Annotated in this window: 20 protein-coding genes; 9 read left to right on the top strand and 11 right to left on the bottom strand. The window is 70.1% G+C overall.

Annotated elements, in window-relative coordinates; genetic code table 11:
* Positions 1-92 precede the first annotated feature (92 nt).
* Positions 93-770, top strand: a complete 678-nt coding sequence (locus ACMCNK_RS24555) for a hypothetical protein (RefSeq protein WP_412738726.1) — start codon at positions 93-95, stop codon at positions 768-770.
* A gap of 123 nt (positions 771-893) precedes the next feature.
* Positions 894-2,780, top strand: a complete 1,887-nt coding sequence (locus tag ACMCNK_RS24550) for a S8 family serine peptidase (protein WP_412738725.1) — start codon at positions 894-896, stop codon at positions 2,778-2,780.
* A gap of 83 nt (positions 2,781-2,863) precedes the next feature.
* On the opposite strand, the gene ACMCNK_RS24545 is transcribed toward ACMCNK_RS24550, so the two are convergent.
* The 3 genes from ACMCNK_RS24545 to ACMCNK_RS24535 all read right to left on the bottom strand — a co-directional run bounded on the left by ACMCNK_RS24545 (position 2,864) and on the right by ACMCNK_RS24535 (position 6,366).
* The gene (locus tag ACMCNK_RS24545; RefSeq protein ID WP_412738724.1) at positions 2,864-5,101 is read right to left on the bottom strand and encodes an FG-GAP repeat domain-containing protein; all 2,238 of its coding nucleotides are present in this window, start codon (positions 5,099-5,101) and stop codon (positions 2,864-2,866) included.
* Positions 5,102-5,460: 359 nt separating this feature from the next.
* A complete protein-coding gene (locus tag ACMCNK_RS24540) occupies positions 5,461-5,583 on the bottom strand; it encodes a hypothetical protein (protein WP_412738723.1) in 123 nt (40 codons plus the stop codon).
* A gap of 66 nt (positions 5,584-5,649) precedes the next feature.
* The gene (locus tag ACMCNK_RS24535; RefSeq protein WP_412738722.1) at positions 5,650-6,366 is read right to left on the bottom strand and encodes a helix-turn-helix transcriptional regulator; all 717 of its coding nucleotides are present in this window, start codon (positions 6,364-6,366) and stop codon (positions 5,650-5,652) included.
* A 107-nt stretch (positions 6,367-6,473) separates the two neighbouring features.
* On the opposite strand from ACMCNK_RS24535, the gene ACMCNK_RS24530 reads away from it, so the two are divergent.
* Positions 6,474-6,926, top strand: coding sequence for a hypothetical protein (locus ACMCNK_RS24530; RefSeq protein ID WP_412738721.1), 453 nt, complete (start codon positions 6,474-6,476; stop codon positions 6,924-6,926).
* Between the two features lie 52 nt (positions 6,927-6,978).
* Here the strand turns inward: ACMCNK_RS24530 and ACMCNK_RS24525 are convergent, their stop codons facing one another.
* The 4 genes from ACMCNK_RS24525 to ACMCNK_RS24510 form a co-directional block, all read right to left on the bottom strand.
* Entirely contained in the window at positions 6,979-8,253 is a 1,275-nt protein-coding gene (locus tag ACMCNK_RS24525; RefSeq protein ID WP_412738720.1) for an RNA polymerase sigma factor, read from the bottom strand.
* Between the two features lie 14 nt (positions 8,254-8,267).
* Complete coding sequence (locus tag ACMCNK_RS24520; protein ID WP_412738719.1) at positions 8,268-8,519, bottom strand: hypothetical protein; 252 nt, start codon at positions 8,517-8,519, stop codon at positions 8,268-8,270.
* Between the two features lie 207 nt (positions 8,520-8,726).
* Positions 8,727-10,031, bottom strand: a complete 1,305-nt coding sequence (locus ACMCNK_RS24515) for a hypothetical protein (RefSeq protein WP_412738718.1) — start codon at positions 10,029-10,031, stop codon at positions 8,727-8,729.
* Positions 10,032-10,151: 120 nt separating this feature from the next.
* Complete coding sequence (locus ACMCNK_RS24510; protein WP_412738717.1) at positions 10,152-11,177, bottom strand: glycosyltransferase family 2 protein; 1,026 nt, start codon at positions 11,175-11,177, stop codon at positions 10,152-10,154.
* Here ACMCNK_RS24510 and ACMCNK_RS24505 point away from each other — a divergent pair.
* Entirely contained in the window at positions 11,098-11,712 is a 615-nt protein-coding gene (locus ACMCNK_RS24505; RefSeq protein WP_412738716.1) for a GtrA family protein, read from the top strand. The genes ACMCNK_RS24510 and ACMCNK_RS24505 overlap by 80 nt on opposite strands.
* Here ACMCNK_RS24505 and ACMCNK_RS24500 read toward each other — a convergent pair.
* Both ACMCNK_RS24500 and ACMCNK_RS24495 read right to left on the bottom strand, forming a co-directional pair.
* A complete protein-coding gene (locus ACMCNK_RS24500) occupies positions 11,651-12,085 on the bottom strand; it encodes a YciI family protein (protein WP_412738715.1) in 435 nt (144 codons plus the stop codon). The two genes, ACMCNK_RS24505 and ACMCNK_RS24500, sit on opposite strands and share 62 nt — an antisense overlap.
* A 31-nt stretch (positions 12,086-12,116) precedes the next feature.
* Positions 12,117-13,304 (bottom strand): ROK family protein, encoded by a 1,188-nt coding sequence (locus ACMCNK_RS24495; protein ID WP_412738714.1) that lies wholly within the window; start codon positions 13,302-13,304, stop codon positions 12,117-12,119.
* A 55-nt stretch (positions 13,305-13,359) separates the two neighbouring features.
* On the opposite strand from ACMCNK_RS24495, the gene ACMCNK_RS24490 reads away from it, so the two are divergent.
* Complete coding sequence (locus ACMCNK_RS24490) at positions 13,360-14,433, top strand: Gfo/Idh/MocA family oxidoreductase (RefSeq protein ID WP_412738713.1); 1,074 nt, start codon at positions 13,360-13,362, stop codon at positions 14,431-14,433.
* 77 nt (positions 14,434-14,510) lie between these two features.
* On the top strand, positions 14,511-14,816 hold the full coding sequence (locus tag ACMCNK_RS24485) for a hypothetical protein (protein WP_412738712.1): 306 nt from the start codon (positions 14,511-14,513) through the stop codon (positions 14,814-14,816).
* A gap of 15 nt (positions 14,817-14,831) precedes the next feature.
* Here the strand turns inward: ACMCNK_RS24485 and ACMCNK_RS24480 are convergent, their stop codons facing one another.
* Entirely contained in the window at positions 14,832-15,470 is a 639-nt protein-coding gene (locus tag ACMCNK_RS24480) for a flagellar brake protein (RefSeq protein WP_412738711.1), read from the bottom strand.
* Positions 15,471-15,776: 306 nt separating this feature from the next.
* Between ACMCNK_RS24480 and ACMCNK_RS24475 the strand changes: the two genes are divergently transcribed.
* Genes ACMCNK_RS24475 through ACMCNK_RS24465 form a run of 3 tightly spaced genes read left to right on the top strand, consistent with a single transcriptional unit; the run spans position 15,777 to position 18,517 of the window.
* A complete protein-coding gene (locus ACMCNK_RS24475) occupies positions 15,777-16,613 on the top strand; it encodes a peptidoglycan-binding protein (RefSeq protein ID WP_412738710.1) in 837 nt (278 codons plus the stop codon).
* A gap of 47 nt (positions 16,614-16,660) precedes the next feature.
* Positions 16,661-17,548, top strand: coding sequence for a peptidase inhibitor family I36 protein (locus ACMCNK_RS24470; RefSeq protein ID WP_412738709.1), 888 nt, complete (start codon positions 16,661-16,663; stop codon positions 17,546-17,548).
* A gap of 39 nt (positions 17,549-17,587) precedes the next feature.
* Complete coding sequence (locus ACMCNK_RS24465; RefSeq protein ID WP_412738708.1) at positions 17,588-18,517, top strand: SpoIID/LytB domain-containing protein; 930 nt, start codon at positions 17,588-17,590, stop codon at positions 18,515-18,517.
* Between the two features lie 118 nt (positions 18,518-18,635).
* Here ACMCNK_RS24465 and ACMCNK_RS24460 read toward each other — a convergent pair whose 3' ends face one another.
* Positions 18,636-20,267 carry an esterase-like activity of phytase family protein gene (locus ACMCNK_RS24460; RefSeq protein WP_412738707.1) on the bottom strand — a complete coding sequence of 544 codons (1,632 nt, stop codon included), beginning with the start codon at positions 20,265-20,267 and terminating at the stop codon, positions 18,636-18,638.
* Positions 20,268-20,343: the final 76 nt, after the last annotated feature.

Here is a 20,343-nt window from a genome sequence, read left to right as displayed (position 1 = left end):
GTCTTGTTTCATCCATGTCACCGCGCGTAGCGTCCGATGTCGATAGACGTAATGTCCAGGAAGATCGGACGTTGGGAGGAACGATGTCAGCAATGACGTACGCACCGACCATTCCTACGCCCAACCCGGGCCAGATGCCCGGCGGCTGGGGCGACAACGGCAGCGCGTACGGCCTGCAGCAGGGACCGATGGGACGCTTCGGCCCGGAGCAGACGCAACACACCACCCAGCAACACGCCACGCAACAGCTGCTCGCGCACCGCATCGCCCAGCAGCTGATCCGCCACCAGGTCATGCAGGTGCTGGTCCAGCAACCCGGCCTCACCCACCACCTGGAGCAGACCACCCTCATCCAGCAGCAGGCGCAGTCGCACCCGCTCGTGCAGGTGCTCGCTCAGCAGCCGCAGGTGCAGCAGGTGGCCCAGCAGGCGATTCAGCAGCTTGCGTACTCGGGGGTGCTCCAGCTCGCCCAGCAGATCGCCCAGCAGCTGGTGCAGCAGCAGCTGATCCAGCAGCAGACGATGCACCAGCAGCAGTTCGGCCAGCCGCAGTTCGGCCAGCCGCAGTACGGCCTCGGCCAGCAGGGCATGGGCCCGCAGTACGGCATCGGCCAGCAGCAGGGCTTCGGCCAGCAAGGCTATGGTCCGCAGGGCTTCGGCCAGCAGGGCCTCGGGCAGCAGGGCTTCGGCCAGCAGGGCCCCGGACAGCAGGGGTTCGGCCCACAGCAGCAGTTCCCGTACGCCTTCTCCGGTGGCCAGTTCGGCCGGTAAAGGCCCGCGCGGCCAAGGACACCACGGTGGGGCTGGGCCGCCGCCCCGCGGTCCAGCCCCCGCCGACGGCGCCGTCCGGACGGCCCGGGCCGGCGTGACGAGAATGCGGAAAGGAGCAACGCCATGGCCGAACACGGCCAGGCTCCCGGCACCGGCCAGCCGAAAGGGCGACCCGACAGGGCCGCGGACCGGCGGGCCGAAGCCGGCGCAGCGACGCCACCCGGCAGCCGACCCGGCGCCGCCGGCGACCCGCCGTCGCGGCGAGCGGAGCCGGGCAGGCCGCGCGACCACGCCACCGGCGGCCACGACACCGCCGCGGGCGACGCGAACGAGCACCCCGGATCCCTGCGGTCCCGCCCCGAGCGGTACCTGGTCGCCCCGACCGGATGGGCCACGCTGACCGCTCCCGGACGCCCCGGGGCCACCGACCCGGCCGCGGACGGACAACACCTCATCGAAGCGCTGCAACGCAATCCCGACCTGCGGGTGCTGCGCGTCATCCGCAGCACCGAGCCGCAACCCACCGGCGTGCCGGTATACCGGCCGTTCCCGGCGGTCGCGGTGGTCGAAGCCACGCCGGAACAGGCCTCGGTGCTGGCGGCGCGGCCCGAATTCCACGTCGACATCGACCACCCCCTCACCCAGGACGAGCAGCTTCCGCCCGAGGCAAACACACCGGGCACGGGCACGCTGGACGACGCGGTGCCCATCCGGTTCCAGGTCCATGACGATCGCGGCGAACCGGTACCCGACGCGGTGGTCCTCGTGCACGGCGGCCGGTACCCGGTGGTGGCGCGGACCGGCGCCGACGGCACCGCGGAACTCACGATCCCCGCGGGCACGCTCGACGCCGTACGCGGGGTGTACGTGCGCCCCCGCGCGGACCTCTGGAGCACGGTGATCGAACGGCCGCAGCTGTCCGGCACCGAACCCAACACCGTGGTGTGCCGGCGGCTCGACACCACCCCCGGCGAGCGGCACGGCGACGCCTGGGCACGCCGGGCGATGGGCTTCGACCGGCTGCCGCCGACGTACCGGGGGCACGGCGTACGGATCGCGGTCATCGGTCCCGGCGTGGACGCCGGGCGCCTCGACGCCGCAGAAGGCATCATGGGCGGCATCGACGTCGTCGGTCAGGACGACAAGTCCTGGGACCAGGACATGGTCGGGCGCGCCACGCACCACGTGGCGCTGATTCTCGGTCATGACGGGGATCAGCTGGTCGGTCTCGCCCCCGAGTCGGAGGTGCACGTGTGCCGGGTGCTGCCCGGCGGGCGGCTCAGCGACCTGATCGAGGCACTCGACTACTGCATCGCCCAGGAGGTCGACGTCATCGACCTCGGCGCGTACGCGGGCGGAGCGGCCGGGCTGGTGGCGTACAAGCTGGAGGAGGCCCGGCAGGCCGGAATCCTCTGCGTGGCCGCGGCCGGCGACACGGGCGGCCCGGTGATGTTCCCCGGCACCGTGCCCGCGACGCTCACCGTGGGCGCGGTCGGGCAGCTCGGCACCTCACCCCCGGAAAGTCTGCACGTGTCCCAGTTGTGCGGGGTGCCGACGCCCGAGGGCTTCTTCGCCGCCCGGTTCAGCTGCGCCGGGCCCGAGGTGGATCTCTGCGCCCCCGGCGTCGGGATCGTCTCGGCGGTGGCGCCCGACGGGCGCGCGGCCCTCGACGGTACGGGAATCGCCGCAACCCATGTGGCGGCGCTGGCCGCGCTGATCCTGGCCCACCACCCGGACTTCCGGTACGGCTACGGGATGCGCGGGCCGGCACGGGTGCACCGGCTGGCGCAACTGATCCGGGGAAGCTGCCGCCCGTTGCTGGGCGCCGACCCGTACCGGTGTGGAGCCGGGATGCCGGATGCCGTCGTCGCGGTCGGGCTCGTTCCGCAGTGGGCGGGCAGCCCCGAGGCCGCGTTCCCGCCCGCCCCGGCCGGGTACGGATACCCGTCGGCCCAGACGGCGGCGGCGGTACGGGCGGCCGGGCTCCTTGTTCCGGAGACCGACGAGTGACCTGAGGCAACCGGCCTGTGACGGGGCCAGGCCGGCTCCCGAGCGGGAGCCGGCCTGGCCTGGGTACGGGTGATGCGATGCGATCAGAGGATCCGCGGGTACCGCGACTCGATCCAGCCGCCGCCGACGATGCGCTTCGTGGGGAAGAGCTTGTTGTCGCCGCTCAGGTCACCGGTGGACGCCCAGGCGCGCAGAGCACCGTCGGTGTCCTGACCGACGATGTCGGTCTTGCCGTCGCCGTTGAAGTCGCCGGTGATGATGCGGGGGATGCTCTTCTCGGTCCACCCGCCGCCGACGACGCGCGACTGGACGAACAGCTTGTTGTCCGCGGACAGGTCGCCGGTCGACGCCCACACGTCGATCTGGCCGTTCTCGGACTGCCGCATGATGTCGGTCTTGCCGTCGCCGTTGAAGTCACCGGTGATGAGCTTCGGAACGTTCCGGCCGGTCCAGCCGCCGCCGACGACGCGCGCCCGGACGAACAGCTTGCCGTCGGCCGACAGGTCGCCGGTGGACGCCCATGCGATGAGCTGCCCGTCGCCGTTCTGCCGGATGATGTCGGTCTTGCCGTCACCGTTGAAGTCGCCCGTGACGATCTGCTCGGCGGCGTCGTCCGTCCACCCGGTCCCGACGATGTGCGACTTGCCGGCGAACAGCTTGTTGTCGGCGCTCATGTCACCGGTGGAGGCCCAGGCCAGCAGCTTGTCGTCCCGGGTGTGCCGCATGATGTCGGTCTTGCCGTCGCCGTTGAAGTCACCGGTGATGACGCCCTTGATGGTCCAGTCGTCCTTGGCGAAATGGTCCACCGTCGGCATGACCCAGCCGCCGCCGACGAGGTGCGAAGGGCCCCGGAACAGCTTGTTGTCGGCGCTCATGTCACCGGACGACGGCCAGGCGAGCAACTCGCCCTTGGCGGTCAGCCGGATGATGTCGGCCTTGAAGTCGCCGTTGAAGTCGCCCTTGATGATGAGCGGGGCGTTGTCCCGGGTCCAGCCACCGCCGACGATGTGCGAAGTGCCGACGAACAGCTTGTTGTCGGCGCTCAGGTCGCCGGACGACGCCCAGCCCTTGAGCTCGCCCGCGGTGTCCTGGTGGACGAGGTCGGTGCGGATGTCGCCGGTGAAGTCGACCGCCGACACGACCGTGCTGCCACCGACGGTGTCGAGGCGCTTGGGGAAGTCCGTCACCGAGCCGGCCGCGTTGCCGCGGTGCTGCTTGACGAACACCTTGTCCTTGGCCCGGGCCTCGTCCTGGCCCTTGAGCAGGAATGTCTGGAGAGCCACCAGGCCGCCGTCGGCGAGGGCCTGGTCGGCGGCCGCCAGCAGGTTCGGCTGCTTGACGTCAGTACGGACGGAGTCGCGGATGGCGGTGACGCGGTCCCTGTAGCCGGCGAGTTCCTTGGCGGCGGCGGCCTGCTCGTCGCGCGTGTTCGCCGCGGCGCCGCCGGTCAGGATGAAGTCGTCCAGCGCCTTGGCCAGCTCGGCGTCGGGGGCGTTGAGCACGGCCTGGGAGGCGAGCTGCACCTCGGTGCCCTTGGCCTGGTTGTGCACGGCGAGCACGAACTGCCGGCTCGGGGCGTTGATCAGTTCCTCGCTGACCGGCAGCAGCAGCAACTGCAGCAGGGACCGCTTGGCGTTGGCCATCTGCTCGGCGCGCAGCTTCGCGGCGTACTCGGCGTCGGCCTTGGCGATCTGGTCGGCCAGGTCGGCGTCGACCGCGGCCGCGGCGCCCTTGGTCAGGAACGCGGTCCAGTCCTGCTGGGTGGTGCCGTCGGCGGTCGCGGCCCGGGCCGCCTCGTACAGGCGGGTGCCTGCCGTGGCGCGGTGGAAGATGACGTCGATGAAGTCGAAGTCATCCTTCTCGATCAGCGCGGTGTCCTTGGGGTCGAGGCCCACCTTGACAGCGACGGAGCGACGCAGCGCCCTGCCTTGCGCGGCGATGATCTCGGTCTGCTCGTCGTCGTGCTGAGCGGTGAAGAGGCCGCCGGTGATGAACTCGTACGCCGCGTCGGGAGCGTCATCGTCGTACGCCCGCAGCGCGGCCGCCTTGACCGCGCTGCCGTCCTTGGCCTTGCGCCAGAGCTCGAAGACGAACTGCTGGTCGTTGTAGCCGAGCAGCGCCGCGTCCGGGTCGATTCCTAGGACCGCCGCGGCCTTGACCTTCTCCTCCGCCGTGGCGCGGTTGGTCTGGTCGGCGACCACCGCCAACGCCCGCCCGCCGGTCACCGCCGCCACGGCCGCCGTGGCCGGCGCCAGTGACACGGTCGATGCCGTCAGTCCCGCCAGCAGGATCGCGCCCAGTCGGGCGGGCCTGCGATGCACAGCTCCCACTACGAAGCCCCCAAAGGTTCGTGATTCAGAAGCGGGGACATCACCGCGGCAGGTGACGTGCAGCACCAACCCGGACACGCCGAAAGGTGTCCTGGTCAGCCGACAATTCACTCGCCATTCAGGACGGCCATGGACCGTCCCGCGAAGCCCCCGTGTAACGACTCCGGGGAATGTAGGCCATGACATGCATCGCTGTCACCTTGATCCATGTCATATGCGCGGCCCGGCCGGCGCTTCCGAGGGCGCCGCCGGGCATCCATCGTGCGGGAGGTCATACCGGGGGGTCCACGGTCAGCATCCGGGGCGACCGGCGGACCTTCCACCAGCTGCTGCCGAACATGCTGCTGGTGTCAGTGATCGACTTCACCGTATGGCTCGCGATTCCGGCGACGGAACAGCTCCGGGATCCGCAGCACCATTTCGGCGGCCAGCAGCGCGAGCCGCAGCCCGAAGACCATCAGCCCGCCGGACACCATCAGGATGCCCAGGGGGGCGTACTCGGCGAGGCATCGTTTCGGCGTGGTGCAGACCGAAGTCCGCTATGGAGCACTCTGCCCGGCGGGCGTGATGCTGACGCAGCAGCGGTCCGGGCCCGGGTTCAGGCGGGCGCACAGGCCGGTGGCGCCGACCTCGTCGAGCAGCCCGTCGATCAGATGGAGGTTCATGCCGCACACCAGCTCGGTGTGCAGCTGCGCGAGACGGTGGAACGGGCAGTTCGCCAGCATGATCCCCGCGTCGGTGGCGCGCGGCTCGTAGCCGTAGGAACCCAGGACGGTGGTCACGATCTCGGCCGCCGAGGCCGTCTCCGGAACGGCTGCCTGCGCGTCGCCCGGACGGCTCCCGCCCAGGCGCCGGCCGGTGGCGCGGGCCGCGGCGTGGACCGCCTCGTCGATCGGCAGGCCGTCCCGGCCGGCGATGGTGAACGCCTCGGCCAGCACCTCCCCGGCCAGGTCGTAGTGCCGCTCGGGGAGGGTGACCGCAATGTCCCGGGTAGCGCGCCGGTAGAGCTTGGCGGGCCGCCCCGCGCCGGGGCCGCTGCGGCCGGGCGGGCGGCGGTACTCGACGTCGAGCAGACCGTCGGCCACCAGGCGGTCGAGGTTGAACTTGGCCACGTGGTGGGCGACGCCGACGCCGGCCGCCGCCTGCTCCCGGCCGACCGGCTCACCTTGCGCCACGACATATCGGTAGAGGTCCCGGCGCACGGGCTCACCCAGCGCCGCGACGGCGTCCACGTCGGCCACGAACCTGTCGGTCATCACCACACCCTTCCCCCGTGCCGCCACCAGTCTAACGGACGACCATGTTGACGAAAGAAGACCCAAGCTTCTAACGTACGGAATTGAGTCCGTTAGAAGGAGCTGTCATGACCACCACCGCCACACCCACCACCGGCCCGGCCGCCACGACGTTCCCCGAGCGCACCTGGTCCGGCCCCGTCACTCAGGCGTTCTGGCTGCTGCGCATCGGGTTCACGGTCGCGCCGATCGCGTTCGGCCTGGACAAGTTCGCCGGCCTGCTGACGAACTGGGAGAGCTACCTCGCCCCCGGCATCGACCGCCTGGTGCCCGGCACCGCGCACCAGGCGATGCTCGCCGTGGGCGTGGTCGAGATCATCGCCGGGATCGTCGTCGCGCTTCTGCCACGCTTCGGCGGATACCTCGTCGCCGCGTGGCTCGGCGGCATCATCGTCAACCTGCTGATGCTCGGGAACTTCTACGACGTGGCGCTGCGTGACGTCGGCCTGCTCATCGGCGCACTCGCGCTCGCCCGGCTCGCCACCGCCGCCGCACCGCGCGACCCCGAAACCCGGAGCTGACACCGGAACCGCCGGGGCCGGTGCGGTTCGGCCGGCCCTGGCGCGCCGGAGATCAGGAAAGGTCCGTGCGCACCGGCGGATCGCAGGCGGCGGCACGGTCCAGCAGCAGGGTCCGCTCCCGCTGGTTGCGGGTCAGCGACGCGGCCCGTTCGAACTCCGCCCGCGCCTCGGCGTACCGGCCGAGCTTGGCCAGGAAGTCGCCGCGGACGCTGGGCAGCAGGTGGTAGTTCTGCATGGCCGGGAACGCCACGAGCTGGTCCAGCAGCGCCAGCCCGGACTCCGGCCCGTACGCCATGGTCAGCGCCACCGCGCGGTTCAGCTCGACCACCGGGGACGGCATCGCCTCGGCCAGTTGCTCGTAGAGCGAGGCGATGCGCTCCCAGTCGGTGTCGGAGAAGCGGCGGGCCCGGGCGTGGCAGGCGGCGACGGCGGCCTGGAGCATGTACGGGCCGGGTTTGCCGTCGACCAGGGTTTCGGCCCGTTCCAGCGCGGCCAGGCCGCGGCGGATCAGCAGCTGGTCCCAGCGGGCCCGGTTCTGGTCGGCGAGCAGGATCGGCTCGCCGCCCGGGCCGGTACGGGCGGCCGCCCGGGAGGCCTGGATCTCCATCAGCGCCACCAGGCCGTGCACTTCGGGCTCGCGCGGGGTCAACCGGGCCAGGATCCGGCCCAGCCGCAACGCGTCCTCGCACAGCGCCGGGCGCATCCAGTCGTCCCCGGCGGTGGCCGCATACCCCTCGTTGAAGATCAGGTAGACGACCTCCAGCACCGAGGAGAGCCTGGCCGCCAGCTCGTCGCCCTGCGGCACCTCGAACGGCACCTGCGCCTTCGCCAGCGTCTTCTTGGCCCGTACGATGCGTTGCGCCACGGTCGGTTCCGTCACCAGGAAGGCCCGGGCGATCTCGTCGGTGGTCAGGCCGCCGAGCAGCCGCAGGGTCAGCGCGGCGCGGGCCTCCGTGGACAGCACGGGGTGGCAGGCCACGAACACGAGCCGCAGCAGGTCGTCGCCGATGCCGTCGTCCTCGGCGACCATCGCGCCGATGTCCGGGGTGGATTCCTCGAGCCCCCGGCCGATCTCCTCGACCTTGCGCCGGAAGGTCTCGTTGCGCCGGATCTGGTCGATGGCACGGCGTTTGGCGGTCGTCATCAGCCACGCGCCCGGATTGCGCGGCACGCCCTCCTCCGGCCACTGTTCCAGCGCCGCGACCAGCGCGTCCTGCGCCAGTTCCTCGGCCACGCCGACGTCGCGGACGAGCCTGGTCAGCCCGGCGATGAGCCGGGGCGCCTCGATCCGCCAGACAGCTTCGATCGCGCGGTGGGTGTCAGACACCGGTAAATAGTGGCTCAGGTGGAGGTGACGAGGGGGGCGGGTGCGGCGGCCACCTCCTCCTCGTAGCACCAGTCGCCCAGGTCCTCGATCACCTCACCTTCCCGGGAGCCGACCGCGCCCGTACGGCGGTACAGGTCCCCGAGCTCGTCGGGCGTCATGGCGAACACGCTTGCCTTGAAGCTGAGGAAGTCGTGGACGTGCCCCTTGAGAACCAGGCGCATCGGCAGGTACATGAACCAGCGCCGATCCCGCAGCGCAGTCGGCACCCACTGGCCGAGTACGTGAAGAGTCTTGAGCGCCAGCCCTTGCGAGATTTCATGGGCCTTTCCGGTTTCATCAAGGATCAACGATGTGGGTCAGCGTGAGGCGCGCTAGCCCCGCAGGCGGCGCTCTCATACCGGCACACGTGGCTAACGGACGCATTCCGTCGAAGTTGCGGCTACTGCGCACAAGGCCGTAAGAACAGTGGTGAATCACCTCACCGGCGCGGCGAGGGAGATCGCTTCGCCCGGATAGCCCGCATGGCGGGCAGCTCCATGTGGTCGGGTCAGTAGGAGGTGTAGCAGCCCGGCTGCAGCGAGGATCAGGAACGGGGTCATGGGCAGGTAATAGCGCATCGACGTGGGCTGGCTGTTCAGGGTGGCAATGAAGATGCTCGGGCCAAGCGCCCCGAGCAACAATCCTGTGTGGACGGACAACGGGCGGACGAGACAGGCGATCAGCCCGACACACCAGAGCAGCAGCATGCCGCGGTCCGAGACGAAGGTGTCGCGGGTGTCCGCGACGATGAGATGCCAGGCGATGCGCGGGAAATGGCGGAACGCCGTGCGCACGTCGGGCTCACCGTTGATATGGACGAACCACTCGATGATGTCGTACGGCGCCCACCATCTGACGAACATGGTGACCGCGATGCCCACCGGACCGATGACCGCGAGGGGCAGGTTCCACGGATTTCGCCGTACCTGACGTTGGCCGAGGGCCGTCCACAGCCAGGCGGCGCAGATCGGCACGACGACCACCGGCGTGACCTGCCGGCAGAAGGTGATCGCCACGACCAGGATCGCGGCGACCACTGCCTCCTTCGCCCCGAAACGGCGGCCGCCCAACGGAAGCAGGAGCATCAGGCCCACCACCAGGGCCAGCGTGGGGGACTCCGTGAACAGGCCGGTGCCGAACTCCAGGAACGGGATGGTCGTCATGAAGAAGGCCGTGACGGCCAGCGCGACGTGTGCCGTGAACAGTCGGGTCAGCAGGCGCATGAGTCCCCAGACCACGAACAGGGCCGACAGCAGCGGCACAACCCACATGCCGCTGCCGCCCATCAGCAGCACGAACGGTACGGACAGCGCCGGGTACACCACCCGGGGGTAGATCAACGGTGCGTAGACGGGGTTGTCGAAGCCGCGATGCAGACGCTGGATGTTCGGATCGTGGAAGTATTCACCGGTGAGCCTGATCGCGTCCTCGAGGCCGTGTCCGGAGTACCGGAACGTCATGGCGGTGTAGTACAGGGCATCGCCCGTCCACGGCTTGCCGACGTACCGCCAATACGTGTACAGGACGAGGAAGAGCCCAGCAAGCAGCAGCCAGTAGCGGGCGGGCACGGGCCCGGCCAGGCGGGCGAGGTAGGTGCGGACAACGGTCCTCCGGCGGGGCGTTCCAGGGAGTTCGGACGATCCGCCGGGGGCGGTCACGCGGGCGGTGTCGCCGGTTGCCGCCGGTGGCGAATCCCGGAGGCCGGTCTGGCTAAGCGTGCTGCCTTCGTCTTTCGTCATCGAGTCTCCGAGGTATGCCGGTGTGGGTTGCCGAAGCCGTTTGTGGACAGGGGGAATCAGGTGTCGTCGGTCAACTGGCCGGAGTCGCCCGCCGCCGGGGCCGGTTGACAGTGGGCTGTCTCATCCGCTCGTCCCTGTCCGAGCCGCCGGGACCGCGGCCGACGACTCGGCCATTGCGGAGGAGGTCGGTGCGGCCACCGCCGGGGCCGCAGGCCGGTCGGGGCTTTCCTGTATGTCCAACGTCAGCGCAGCGACCAGGAAATGCAGGCCGGTCAGAGTGGGCAGGGCGGCCAGGAGCACGCTGCCGGCACTGGCGACCGGTGCGCCGATGGTATGCGCGAAGACCCAGGCTGCTGCCACGCCGCCGATGGCCAGCAACCCGATCCCCGTCATCAACAACAACGCAATGGGGGAAAAGGATTGGACCACGTACTTGAGCAGGATTCGTCGGCAGAGGCCCCGGGTGAGCTGACTGATCAGCGACGGGATCACCCGTCGCATGCGCATCGTTGATTCCTCCTCGCCGTAGACGGCCGGAATGGGCACGTCACAGGCGGGAATGCGAAGGATGTTCAGGTTGATGAGAAGGTCATTCTCGAACGAGTAGTCGCGGGCTATGCCATCCAGGTTCAGTCTCTCGAGAGCGGTTCGATGTATCGCCGTGTATCCGTTCTGTGGATCGAAGAGGTGCCAGTATCCCGACGCCAGCTTGGTCATGAAGGACAGGACCACGTTGCCAATTATTCGATGCATTGGCATGCCCTTGTAGGAGTCTCGGCTGTAGAACCGATTGGCTTTCGTGAAGAGAGCCTGACCGTCTGCGATAGGGGTGAGCAGCGCCGGCAGGTGGGCGGGGTCCATCTGGTTGTCGCCGGCCATCACCACGGAGACGTCGCAGCCCAATTGCAAAGCCTGTCGATGTCCCCCACCGATGGCGCCACCGACGCCAAGGTTTACCTCGTGTCGGATCAAGATAAGCCGAGGATCGTTCACGGTGCCGACCTCGTCGGCGGTCGCGTCGGTGCTGCAGTCGTCCACCACGACGATATTGTCGACGAATTCAGGGATGCTGCGGATCGTTCGAGCGATGAGCTTCTCCTCGTTGTACGCGGGCACGACCACAGCGATCCTGAGTTTGCGGAACACGGAGGCTATCCTTTCGCAATCACCCAGCGGCAGAGAGAAGGTACCAATCATCAACCAACGACTGCGGGCAGCAGCGCGCAGCGTTTCGGCCCATAGCACGACCAGGTTCTTGCTGGTCGGTGGATTGAGTTACCTCATCGACGTCTGCTCGTTGATGGTGCTGCACGTTGGATTCGGTGTTCCGCTGACCATCGCCACCACCATCGCGTTCTGCGCAGTCCTGGTGGTGAACTTCGGACTCAATCGTGCGTTCGCCTTTCGCGACACGGGCATCGGCGGCGTTTCCTTGGCGCGGTACCTCGTCCTGGTCGCAGGCAACTACGTGGCCACGCTCGCGGTGGTCAGCGGGCTGACCGCGATCACGGTCCCGCTGTTCGTGGCGAAGACCCTCAGCACCATGGTCAACGCGATCACGAACTACGGATGCATGCGATGGTGGGTCTTCCGCGTCCCGCGTGAGCCGTACGCGCGGGTCAGTTCGTCTCGGCGACCGTCGCGTGCCGCTTCTCCACGGCCTCCCGCTGCTCGGCGGTGAAGTTCTCGCCGAAGTCCTCGGCCTGGAAGACCTGCCGGATCTCGATGTTGGTCCGCGTTCCCGCGCCCGGTCGCTGGATCGGGCACCGCTTGAACCACTCGACGCACTCCTCCAGCGACTTCGCCTCGATCAGGTAGTAGCCGCCGACGAGCTCCTTGGTCTCGGTGAACGGCCCGTCCACCACCGTCTTCGTGTCGCCGTCGAAGTAGATCCGGGCGCCCTTGGCGCTGGGCTGCAGCCCGTCGGCGGCCAGCAGCACGCCCGCGTCGACGAGTTCCTGAATGAACGTGCCCATCGTGTCGAAGTCCTCGGTGGCGGGCAGCACACCGGCTTCGCTCTCCGCGGTGGCCTTGGTGATCACCATGAACCGCATCGCTGTCTCCTCAACTCAGGGTGCCTGTCACCTACGCGTCGAACGAGGCCCGGCCCGCTCGACACCCTGCCAGAGTTTTTCCGTCGCCAACGTCGAACAACGGTGTGAGCATCAGTGCGGCCGCGCCCGTGGCGACGGCGTCGGCACCCGCGGCGGACAGCGTGACGCCGACCGTCTGCCGGTCGGGCTCGGGCAGGTGCGACGCGACGGCGGCGGCCACCTCGCGCGGGTACAGCTCGGCGGCGGCGAGGCTGACCGGGCCGCCCAGCACGATGTGTTCCAGGTCGAGCAGCCGGACCAGGTTGGCCGCCGCGATCCCGATCAGCCGCGCCGCGCCGGCGAGGTCCCCGGCGTCGACCGCCGCGCGGCACAGCGCCTCCAGGCAGCCGCGGTTGCCGCACGGGCAGGGCGGCCCGTCGAGCTGGACGATCTGGTGCCCGAACTCGCCCGCGAGGGTCCGTCGGCCACGGTGGACGCGGCCGTTCAGCACGAGACCGGCGCCGAGGCCGCGACCGTGATAGACGTACGCGAAACTGCCCGGCAGTGCGACACCGGAGAGGGTTTCGCCGAGCGCGGCGGCGTTCGTGTCCTTGTCGACGACCGTCGGCGTGCCGAGCAGTTCGGCGGCCGCGGCGCGCAGCGGGAAGCCGTCCCAGGCGGGGAGCCCCGTCACCCGGTGCAGGACGCCGGTGCCGTGATCGAGCGGGCCCGGGCAGGCGATGCCGACCCCGAGCAGCCACCCGGCGGCCTGGTCGGCATCGGCGGGATCGGCGGGATCGGCACCGGCGGCGCCCGCTTCGGCGAGCGCGGCGCGGACCAGGCCGGCCATGGAGTCGAGGGTGCGTTGCGGCCCGGCGGTCATGCCGTGCGCCACGTGCCGGCGGGCCACCGTGCGGCCGGTCAGGTCGGCGACGACGACCGTGGTGTCGGCGCGGTCCAGGTGCACCCCCACGGCGTGGCGGGCGGCCGGGTCCAGGCGCAGCAGCGTACGCGGCTTGCCGCCGGTGGCTCCGGCGCGACCGGTCTCGGTGACGAGCCCGTCGGCCCGCAGCCGGTTGACGATCTTGGTAATGGCCTGGGCGGTGAGCCCGGTCCGCCCGGCGAGCTCGACGCGGCTGATGCCGTCGGCGCTGCGCACCAGATCGAGCACGAGGGCGGCGTTGTGGTCGCGGACGGCCGGCAGGTTGGCGCCCGCGGCGCCCCGGACTGCGCTGGGCATGCCGACATTCTTCCGTACGCTTGCCGTAAGTCAACAGTGTTGATTAACTGGCCGCATGAGCACAGCACCCCTGCGCGCCGGCCTGATCGGCTACGGCCTGGCCGGCGCGACGTTCCACGCCCCGTTGATCAGCACCACCCCGGGCCTGTGCCTGAGCACGGTGGTCACCGCCAACCCCGACCGCCGGCGCCAGGTGGCCCACGACCACCCCGACGCGGAGGTCGTGGACACCGCCGACGCGCTGATGTCCCGCGCCGACGACCTGGACCTGCTCGTCGTGGCCACCCCCAACCGCAGCCACGTGGCCCTGGCCCGGGCCGGACTGCAGGCCGGGATCCCGGTCGTCGTCGACAAGCCGCTCGCCGCCACGGCGGCGGAGGGCCAGGCGCTGATCGACCTCGCCGCGGCCCGCCGCGTACCGCTGACGGTGTTTCAGAACCGGCGCTGGGACAGCGACTACCGCACCGCCCGCCGCCTGGCCGCCGACGGCGCCCTCGGCGACATCCTGCGCCTGGAGTCCCGGTACGAGCGGTGGCGCCCCACCCCCCGCACCGGCTGGCGCGAGCGCGACGACCCGCAGGAGGCCGGCGGCCTGCTGTACGACCTGGGCAGCCATCTGATCGACCAGGCGCTGCACCTGCTGGGCCCGGTCACCGAGGTGTACGCCGAGATGGACCGCCGCCGCCCCGGGGCACGCGTGGACGACGACGCGTTCGTGGCCCTGCACCACGCCGGCGGCGCCCGCTCACACCTGTGGATGAGCGCGGTCGCGGCCGAGCCGGGCCCGCGCCTGCGCCTGCTCGGCAACCGGGCCGCGTACACCGTCTTCGGACTGGACGGCCAGGAGGACGCGCTGCGCGCGGGTCGGCTGCCGGGCGGTCCGGACTGGGGCCGGGAGCCGGCCGAGCGGTGGGGACGGCTGACCACCGACGGCACGAGCGAGGCGGTGCCGAGCGATCCGGGAGCCTATCCGGACTTCTACGCCGGGGTCGTCGCGATGCTCCGCGACGGCGCGCCGCCGCCGGTGGACCCACGAGACTCGGTGGCCGGGCTCACCGTCCTGGAGGCCGCCCGCCGTTCCGCCGCCGAACGCCGCGTCGTCCCCCTGCCGGACGATCCGGCGCGCTGACCGCACGCAACCCATCAACTTTCGCTTCCCTCGGCCGATTACGAGAAGGTCGAAACACCGCCACCGGGAGGGAAGCCATGCCAGCACGCTGGTCGGGTCGTCCGGTACCGGACAATGCCGCGGCTCAATGGGTTGCGCGCCTGCCCCGAGTGGGTCTGGGCAGCGTCGTCGGCCGGGAGATGATCGTGCAGTCGCCCTCGCACGTCCGCAGCGGCGACCTGATCATCTCCGGCGGCGAGCGCTACCGGGTCGACCGGGCCGACCCGGCGGTCAACGACGTCGTCCAGGTCCACCTCGCCTACACCGAGGGGCGCAGCAGCCTGTACCTGCATGCGTCGTCACCGGTACGGGTCGTCCGGGCCAAGCGGCGCAAGAAGCGCTGACCGGCGGGCGGCTGCTCAGTCTGCTCCGCGCCGCCGCTGCTCCAGCAGCTGGCTGAACACGAACTTCCGGATGTTGTCGGCCTCGTTCATCTTCAGGTCGGTGAACGACAGTCCGAGTTCGGTCGGTCGTTCCTCGTCGCCGCGCAGGACCCGCACCACCGTGGCCGGCAGGACCATCGGCTTGCCGGCGTCGAACTCCGCCACCACCGAATCGCCGACCTTGACTCCGGCGTCCGAGCGTACGTTGCAGCGCAGCCCGCCCTCGCTGATGTCGATGGCGGTGACGTCGAGTTGCTTGCCCGAGTGCTTCACCACGACCGGCAGCGTGACGCTGGCCCGGACGAACGCGCGCCGCTGGCAGCGCGCCGCGGGCGCGGTCAAGTGGACCACCCAGCTCGGTGCGGGCTTGCGGACCGTCTCCCGTACCTCGAGCGGCGCCTGCCGCAGATTGCCGGCCGTGCCCCAGACCACCAGCCCGCCTTCGCCGACGTTCGGCAGCACGATGCGCCCGGTGCGGTCGACGGGTTCCGTGAGCACCAGGGAATCCGCGGTGACGACGCTGACGACCGCGGCGAGTGGCTCGGTGCGCGAGTCCAGCATCACGTCGACCAGATCGTTGATGTCGGGGAGGTCAGCCGGGTCAGCGCTAGCCACCTGCTCCTCCCTGTCACTGGATCACCAACGGCCGCACGGGCACCTCATCTACAGGGGAAGGATAGACGCCCACCCGGCATCTCATGACAAAACCGGCGATTGCCCCCTGAGGCCTGGCTGAGTACGGCGGACGCCGACCGGCCGTCCCGACCGTCGGCCAACGAGCCGCCACATCTGACAACGGCGGCATCCACGCAGGTCAGTGCGCATCTGACAGATCTGACACCAGGACTGCGGTACCGAACAGCGGATCCCCTCTTGCAGGGTGATCCCCGTTCCACCGCCCTCCTCACCGAAGGATCGACCATGCGCCGTTCCCGGCTCACCGTCGGCATCGCCGCGCTCTGCGTGGCCGTCGGCATCCCGGCTCCAGTGCGGGCCGCACCGGCTCCCGCCCCCCTGCCCACCGTCAACATGGAAGCCACTGTCCTGGCCGCGCAGATCGACCCGCGACGGCCCGACGAGACGCTGACCCCGGGCGCGAAGGCGTCCGTTCTGGCGGTCGAGCAGGCGCTGCAGGCCCGTCACCTCCTGGACGCCCGCTGGGTCGACGGCTACTTCGGCACCACGACCGTCACGGCGTACGCGGCCTTCCAGCGCTCGCTCGGCTACACCGGCCTGGACGCCAACGGCCTGCCCGGGGTGTCGTCGCTGACCAAGCTGGGGCAGGGCCGGTTCACGGTCACCCACGAGATCAGTGCGGGAGCGAAGGTCCAGCGCGACGGCAAGACCGTCGACGCCCGGACCCAGGCGATGCTCACCGAGGCCGAACGCCTGCTCGGCTCCCACCTCAAGCTCGACCAGGGCTCGTACAACCCTGGCGGCGACCCCACCTCGGCCGGCACCCACGACGGCGGCGGCGTCGTCGACGTCAACGTCACCGGGATGAACGCCACCTCCCGTACCGATGTCGCCCGCACGCTGCGCCAGGTCGGTTTCGCCGCGTGGGTCCGGGACCCGAGCCAGGGCGACTGGCCGTGGCACATCCACGCCGCGGCGATCAGCGACACCGACCTGTCCAGCCAGGCCCAGCACCAGACCGGCGACTACTACCTCGGTCGCAACGGCCTGGCGAACTCCAAGCCGGACGACGGGCCCAAGGTCCCGATCCACACCTGGGAGGAGTACCAGCGCAGCCACTGACGCCCGCCCCACCCGCCCCCCACTCATCACTTCCAAGAAGAGGAACCATGATTCAGCTCCGTAAGGCCCTCGGTGTCGCCGGTGCCGCGCTGGCCATCGCCACGTCGGTCCTGGCCGGCGGCGCGCCCGCCCAGGCCGCAGCCCGTGACGGCGGCTGCGACAGCGGCGAGTTCTGCTACTACTACAACAGCGACCAGGCCGGCTCGGTCTCCGACTTCACCACCTCCGTGGACGACCTCGGCGCGACGCAGCCGAGCTGCTACGACTTCAAGAGCGAGGGCGCCGGCAAGGGCGTCTGCGTGAAGAACAATGCGGCCTCGGTGTGGAACCGCAGCGACAAGACCGTCCGGGTCTACTTCAACAGCAACTTCGACGGCGCGTACCAGGACTTCGCAGCCGGCGCGAAGGGCAACCTGAACGCCGCGCTGAAGAACAACAACGCCTCGCACCAGTTCTCGCCGTCCGCACGCACGAACCTGTCGTACGCCCTGTACCAGACCAGTGGCGGCTCGATCACCTGCGGGTTCGACGGCTACCACGACACCCCCGGCCGGCACGAGGGCATCGACATCGCCCGCAGCGTCGGCTCGGACGTGCACGCCCTGGTCTCCGGAACGGTCACCTACGTCGCGCAGGGCAGCACCGGCAGCAACGGGCTGTCCACTATTGCCATCTACAACGCCGCCTCGGACAAGACGGTGATCTACCTGCACACCGCGCCGAGGCCCGGCGTGAGCGTGGGCGACTCCATCAGCCGGGGCCAGATCATCGCCGACGAGTCGTGGCACGGCGTGAAGAACGCCTCCATCGCGCACACCCACGTCGAGATGCGGCCCGGACGCCAGACCCTCGCAGCCAAGAGCGTCGGTGACCCCCACCTGGACAACCCGGACCCGAGCTCGTTCTGGAACTCCCAGGGCTACAACGAGAAGTAGATCAATTCCCCCTCTGAATGACGATTGCGAATAACCATGGTGAAAAGACTTCCAGGTCTGCTGGCCGTTCTGGTGGCGGCGTTCGTCGGCGTCGCGGTGGCGCCGGGTGCGGCGCACGCCGCCGACCGGGACGGCAGCTGCGACAGCGGCGACTTCTGCTACTTCTTCAACAGCAACCAGGGCGGTTCGGTCTCCGACTTCACCGACTCCGTGGACGACTACGGCGCGACCCAGCCGTCGTGCTACGAGTTCAAGGGTGCGGGCGAGGGCAAAGGCGTCTGCGTGAAGAACAACGCCGCGTCGGTGTGGAACCGCACCAGCAAGACGGTCCGCGTCTACTTCAACAGCAGCTTCAACGGGGCGCACCAGGACTTCGATCCCGGCGAGAAGGCCAACCTCAACGCCACGCTGAAGAACAACAACGCCTCGCACGACCTGCTCGGGTCGTCCACGAACCCGACCGGCTGCAAGACCGACGGCACCGACACCAAGCTGCCCAGCACGATCCTGGTGTACCGGGTCAGCCTCGGGAAGGTGGAGCGGGTGGACTTCAAGACGTACGTGAAGAACGTCCTGCCGAACGAGTGGATCGGCAGCTGGCCGAACGCGTCGCTGGACGCCGGAGCCGTCGCGGTGAAGAACTTCGCCTGGTACTGGGCGCTGCACTCGACCCGCAAGACCTCGGGCGGGGCGTGCTACGACGTGGCTGACACCACCGCCTCGCAGGTGTACAAGCCGGGATCGGCGCAGTCCGCGACGTCCGCGGCCGTCGACCGTACCTGGTCGAGCCGGGTCACCCGCGGCGGCGACATCCTGGAGACGCACTACTGCTCGACCACGACCGCGTGCGGCAGCTCCTGGGTGAACGGGGACTGGATGTCCCAGAACGGGTCGGCTGACCAGGCCCGCCAGGGCAAGGACTACCGCGAGATCCTGCACTACTGGTACCGCAGCGTCGCGGTCTCCTGACCGGGGCACGCCAAGGGCCGCCCGCCGAGAACCTCGGCGGGCGGCCCATCGGCGTAACCGGACCGACCGAGATGAGACGCGGCATGTCCGCGGATGGTTCCGGCCGCGGTGCGGTCCGTCAGCGGACGGTGATGCTGACGGTCGCCGTGCTGGTGACCGCGGGCAACCGGGTCATGTCGACCGCGAGGAATTCGCCGTCGTCCTGCCGCCCGGTGACCGGGGAGACCTTGGCGTGCAGCGTGAACGGAGTCGTGGTGGACTGGGTGAGCCCGTCGATGCCGAAGTCGCTGTCGTTGCTCAGCACCAGGTACCGGCCGCCGCCGAACTGCGCCACGCCCTCCAGCTTGTCGTGGGAGAAGAACCTCGCCGCCGGGTCGAGCGTGGTGAGCAGGCCGGTCACATCCAGGAACGGCGTCTTGGCCACCGGGGTCACGCCGGCCGCCGCAAGCGTCGCGGTGGCGGTCGCGGTGTCCTGCTTGCCGACGGTCGCCTCGATGCTCGCGCCGCCGATCAGATAGCCGCCCTTGGCCGCGTCGTAGCCGGGCACGGACGGGCCGACGTCCGTCGCGCCGGTCACGTCGATCTTCCACAGCTTCTTGTACGCCGCGGGCGGGAACTTGCCGTCCCGTTCGTCCACCAGGAACGTGGTCGGCGACAGCGCGGTGATCTCGCTGACCGCGGAGCTGGTGTCCTTCGGGTTGTCCAGCAGGTACACGTACTCGTGGGTGGCGTGGGTGCGCAGGCTGACCGTGACGATCCGTACGGCGGTGACGTTGCCGGGCTTCTGGGTCAGGTCCGGCTGCTGCAGCGCCGACTGCATCACGCCGACGAGCGTCTGCCCGTCCGGCGTGACCGTGAGACCTTCCATGCCCTTGTTCGGCACCCGGCGGGCGAGTTCGGCGGGCAGGCTGCCGTCGAACGGCGAGAGCCGCCCGATCTGCCGCCCGCACGCGTCGAAGTGCGTGATGAACGGCCCGTACTCGTCGGACACCCAGAACGTGCCGTCGCGCAGCGCGACGATTCCCTCGGGGTCGTAGCCAGTGGGGTCCGCCGGGATCGGGTGCCCGTTGAGGTCGGTGATCGTCTCCCCGGTGCCGGCCTGGCTGTTGAGGTGCCCGGTGTACGGGGTGCCGTCGGGCAGCGTCAGCGTGATGGTCTTCACCAGCACCGCGCGGCCGTCGCGGGCGAGCCGGAACCGCCCGATCTGCGGGTGGAAGTCCGGCAGCGGCTCGACCTTCGAGGAGTTCGGGCCGTCCACGTTGGGTCCGCGGTCGGTCAGGCCGTAGAACTCGGTGAGCGAGCCGGGCACCGGGGTCAGCGAGGAGCCGTAGCCGCCGCCGGTGACGGTGACGCCGTCGATCGTGGCGAGCGGCGGGACCTGCGTCGTGAACAGCCGGACCGCGTCGCTGACCGTGTACGTGAACGTGTCGGTGCCGTGGAAACCGGCGGCGGGCACGTACCGGAACGAGCCGTCCGGGTTGAGGGTGAGCGCGCCGTGGACCGGGTCGGAATGCCCGACCAGGGTGAGCGGGTGGCCGCGGTCGTTGCGGAGCACGCCGTGGGAGGCGTCGACCGTGGTCGCGCCGGACAGGCGGTAGGTGTCGCCCTGGGCGTGCAGGGCGGGTCCGGGCCATGCGGCGGCCGCGTCGGGGGTGGCGAGGGTAAGCGCGAGCAGACCGGCGCCGGCGAGGGCGAGTCCGCGACGCGAGGAAAGCCACGCGGCGGCGCGGCGGAATGTGCGGGTGTTCATGGTTGAAGTCTCGGATCAGAGGGTGACGACAATGTGAACGGAGATCGTCCGCCTCCGCCGTCCCGGGTAATGATCA

Origin of the sequence: Krasilnikovia sp. MM14-A1259 (assembly GCF_047159535.1) — a bacterium.
Taxonomy (GTDB): domain Bacteria; phylum Actinomycetota; class Actinomycetes; order Mycobacteriales; family Micromonosporaceae; genus Actinoplanes.
This window is presented reverse-complemented; position numbering and strand designations above follow the sequence as displayed.

Bases quoted from the DNA above. Each gene is read 5' to 3' on its own strand.
- ACMCNK_RS24555 (WP_412738726.1), top strand. From the start codon at position 93: ATGACGTACGCACCGACCATTCCTACGCCCAACCCGGGCCAGATGCCC.
- ACMCNK_RS24550 (WP_412738725.1), top strand. From the start codon at position 894: ATGGCCGAACACGGCCAGGCTCCCGGCACCGGCCAGCCGAAAGGGCGA.
- ACMCNK_RS24535 (WP_412738722.1), bottom strand. From the start codon at position 6,366: ATGACCGACAGGTTCGTGGCCGACGTGGACGCCGTCGCGGCGCTGGGT.
- ACMCNK_RS24530 (WP_412738721.1), top strand. From the start codon at position 6,474: ATGACCACCACCGCCACACCCACCACCGGCCCGGCCGCCACGACGTTC.
- ACMCNK_RS24515 (WP_412738718.1), bottom strand. From the start codon at position 10,031: ATGACGAAAGACGAAGGCAGCACGCTTAGCCAGACCGGCCTCCGGGAT.
- ACMCNK_RS24505 (WP_412738716.1), top strand. From the start codon at position 11,098: ATGCTGCGGATCGTTCGAGCGATGAGCTTCTCCTCGTTGTACGCGGGC.
- ACMCNK_RS24500 (WP_412738715.1), bottom strand. From the start codon at position 12,085: ATGCGGTTCATGGTGATCACCAAGGCCACCGCGGAGAGCGAAGCCGGT.
- ACMCNK_RS24495 (WP_412738714.1), bottom strand. From the start codon at position 13,304: ATGCCCAGCGCAGTCCGGGGCGCCGCGGGCGCCAACCTGCCGGCCGTC.
- ACMCNK_RS24490 (WP_412738713.1), top strand. From the start codon at position 13,360: ATGAGCACAGCACCCCTGCGCGCCGGCCTGATCGGCTACGGCCTGGCC.
- ACMCNK_RS24485 (WP_412738712.1), top strand. From the start codon at position 14,511: ATGCCAGCACGCTGGTCGGGTCGTCCGGTACCGGACAATGCCGCGGCT.
- ACMCNK_RS24475 (WP_412738710.1), top strand. From the start codon at position 15,777: ATGCGCCGTTCCCGGCTCACCGTCGGCATCGCCGCGCTCTGCGTGGCC.
- ACMCNK_RS24470 (WP_412738709.1), top strand. From the start codon at position 16,661: ATGATTCAGCTCCGTAAGGCCCTCGGTGTCGCCGGTGCCGCGCTGGCC.
- ACMCNK_RS24460 (WP_412738707.1), bottom strand. From the start codon at position 20,267: ATGAACACCCGCACATTCCGCCGCGCCGCCGCGTGGCTTTCCTCGCGT.